Source organism: Flavobacteriales bacterium, from assembly GCA_013001705.1.
Lineage (GTDB): Bacteria > Bacteroidota > Bacteroidia > Flavobacteriales_D > JABDKJ01 > JABDLZ01.
Genome location: JABDLZ010000015.1, coordinates 1 through 3,515, shown reverse-complemented (window position 1 = coordinate 3,515; position 3,515 = coordinate 1). Strand labels below are relative to the sequence as shown.

Genomic DNA, 3,515 nt, shown 5'->3' with positions numbered 1-3,515 from the left:
TTTCAAAGCCAGGAGCATTTCTTCCTTCGAACAGATGGAGAGACGAGGGTGTTCGATACCTTTTATAAGTTGACCCTTGCATTTAGAGAACAGGTCAAATCGATGACGTAGGGGAATTCTATGCAATCGTTTTTCAGATCTTCTTAATTGCACTTTAGGCTGAAAGGATTCCTATACTTGTTTTATGAGTCGAACATTCATGGGTCACAGATGGATCATCCTCTGCTTCTTGTCACTCCTGCTAGCACCTCTCCTGCTCAACGGTCAGGATGAGAACCTGACCCTCGATCCAGATGGAGTCGATGAATCCTTGATCCTGCGCTATATCCATGAGAGTAAACTGGATAGTGCCGAACGCATCACCCGCCTCTATCTGGACTATGTGCGAAATAATGATCCGACACTTCTGCCAGAAGCCCATTTCCTGCGCACGATGGGTCACATGGCCAATTTCGAATATCAAGCTGCGGTGGACCAGGCCAATCTTGGATTGAAAGAAGATCCCAGCGATTTCTTGATAGAGACCAAGCTGCGCAAGGCCAAGGCCAATGCACACAAGTACCTCGGAAATCTCGATTCGGCCTTGGTGCAGGTCGAGAAGGTCCTGGAGCGCGAATCCGAAGTGGACCGGGCCGAGCTGGCCGAGATCTACTACGCCCAATATTCCATTCAGACCCAGCTGGGAAATGATGACAAGGCATTGGAGAGTCTGTATCGTGCCTTGGATCTATTCGAGGAAGTGGAGGATTACTCCTTTGCCGCCAGCATACGATCCTATATCGGAGTGATCTATCATCATCTGGATGAAGACTCTTTAGCCTTGGACTATCAGGACCAGGCGCTGGACTATTTCCTGAGCCATGATGAATTGGATAATGCCTCTTATGTCTATCTCGAACGTGCCAACATGTACATCGATATGGAACGCTACCAAGAGGCCGCAGATGATCTTCTACGGGTGGTGGAGATCAGTGATGCGAATGGCCATGTCGCCAATAAGGCCAACAGCCTGAGCCTGCTGGGCACAGCATATCTGAATCTGGGCAAACAACAAGAAGCAATAGATAGCTATATGGAGTCGCTGGCCATATGCACCGAGTACGGCATTCCGATCGGTATCGCCTCATGTAAGATGGATATCGCCAAGCTCTATCTGAAGACCGAAGAGCCGGACAGTGCCCTCAGATATGCTCAAGATCTACATGACATATGTGTACAAGAAGGATTCATGGACTACCTGCCCGGAGCCAAGAAGATACTCTCTGAAGCCTACGCCATGAACGGACTTCATGAGAAGGCCTACACTATGAAACTGGAAGAATCTGAACTGCGGGATTCCATATTCTCACTGGAGAAATCAGAAACCATCGGAAAGCTCAGAGAACAGTTCGAGAGGGAGAAGAACCTACGCGAGGTAGAACGCCTGAAGAATGAGGCCCAACTCGATGCTCTTAAACGCAGAGGCCTGATCATCGGTCTGATCGTAGCAGCCTTGCTCTTCTTCCTGATCATCAATCGGGAGGTCAAACGCAGGAAGAAGGCCAAAGAACTCCACTTGGCCGAAATGAAACTATCAGAGACTGAACGTCAGCGTCTGGCTGATCAACTGGCCTTCAAGAACCGGGAACTGACTTCCAATGCATTGAACATGGCCCACAAGAATGAGTTCCTGACCGCCATGGGAGAACGATTGGACAGCATAGCTCGCAGCGATGACCCACAGAAGGAGATCCGCGGTCTGCGCACCGACCTGAAGGTGGAAGGTCAGATGGAGAGCAACTGGGATCAATTCATCAGCCTCTTCACAGAGACCAATCCTACTTTCTATAAAGAACTCACCGAGCGCTATCCCGATCTATCCAAAGGTGAACTACGGATGGCCGCACTCCTGCGCATGAATCTGGGTAACAAGGACATCGCTCGTATGCTCAATATCTCCGATGATGGAGTCAAGAAATCCCGCTATAGACTCCGTAAAAAGCTCGGACTTCAACCTGATGACAGTCTGGAATCGCTGATTCTCTCGATTTAGGAGAAATTCTATATAGTTGATTAACAAGGGGGTTGAATACCTTGTCTACCATTTGTCAACGTGTTCAGATTTCCAGTCTACCCCTTGTCCATGGTCAAATTATCCGAGCAGCCTCTCCTATCCCCATGTTTGCTCTCGATAAGTCAATAGACACATAAATCCAGAATATCATGAATACTTCATATCACATCACATCCGGTTGGATCTGCTCTAAGTAATCCGAGACCGATCCAGCTCACAGAGATCAAGTCATAGCGCTTCGTTCTCCTCGATCACTACACGTAATGCATAAGGGACGACATCCGGGGTCGTCCCTTTTTATTTTGCGTCCTACGCCCGATCGATTCAAAATGCACCTTTGTATCCGTGGGGAATAAGAAGACTGCATTGACCTTCATTTTCATCACCATGTTGGTGGATATGATCGGGATCGGGATCATCATTCCGGTGCTGCCTAGTCTGATCCAGGAGATCTCCGGTGAAGGCTTGGACCGGGCGGTGATCTATGGCATGTGGTTGCTTTCCCTCTTTGCCGCCATGCAATTCCTATTTGCTCCTCTTTTGGGAGAATTGAGTGACAAGTATGGCAGACGCCCTCTGCTACTCGCATCGCTCTTCATGCTCTCCATAGACTATCTGATCCATGCCTTGGCTCCCACGATACTCTGGCTCTTCATCGGTCGTATCATGGCGGGTATCACGGGAGCGAGCCACTCGGTGGCCACGGCATATGTGGCCGATATCAGCACAGCCGAGGATAAAGCAAAGAACTTCGGGATCATCGGAGCGGCCTTCGGATTGGGATTCATCATCGGTCCGGCCATTGGAGGCATCTTCGGAGAGATCGATGTGCGATTGCCCTTCTACATCGCAGCAGGTCTCACTTTTGCCAACTTCCTACTAGGGCTCTTCTTTGTGCCGGAGTCCCTCCCGCCCGAGAAACGTAGGCCATTGGTCTATCAGAAGATGCTTCCCGGGGTGTCCCTGGTCTCGCTCAAGAAGTATCAGGGCATACTCGGATTGGTCTTTGCCTTCTTCTTGGCCCATATCGCTGGGCAATCCCTGCCCAGCACCTGGAGCTACTATACCATAGAAAAGTTCGGTTGGAGTGAAGCAGAGATAGGCTACAGCTTGATGGCTGTAGGTATCATGGTCTCCATTGCACAGGGATTCTTGGTCGGGAAATTGGTGCCTATCTACGGTCAGAAGAAGGTGATCCTGGTCGGATTCTCCCTGTGGAGCATTGGAATGGCCCTCTTCGGCATGGCCTCTGAGTCTTGGATGCTCTATGCCTTCATCATCCCTTACTCTTTAGGCGGAGTGGCCGGACCTACGCTTCAATCCCTGGTTTCCAATCAGGTCCCGGATAATGAGCAGGGCAATCTACAAGGCGCCTTGACCGGCCTGGTGAGCATCACGGCCATCATTGGACCGATCCTGGCCTCTACTGTATTCTCCTTCGCCATTTCTGATTCATCCCCAT

General features: G+C 50.1%; 2 protein-coding genes. Both read left to right on the top strand.

Going from position 1 to position 3,515, the window contains the following annotated elements; genetic code table 11:
* The first annotated feature begins 184 nt into the window (after positions 1–184).
* Complete coding sequence (locus tag HKN79_00435; GenBank protein NNC82018.1) at positions 185–2,032, top strand: tetratricopeptide repeat protein; 1,848 nt, start codon at positions 185–187, stop codon at positions 2,030–2,032.
* A 366-nt stretch (positions 2,033–2,398) separates the two neighbouring features.
* Positions 2,399–3,515, top strand: a 1,117-nt coding sequence (locus HKN79_00430; GenBank protein NNC82017.1) for a TCR/Tet family MFS transporter, incomplete at its 3' end; no start/stop codon positions are given.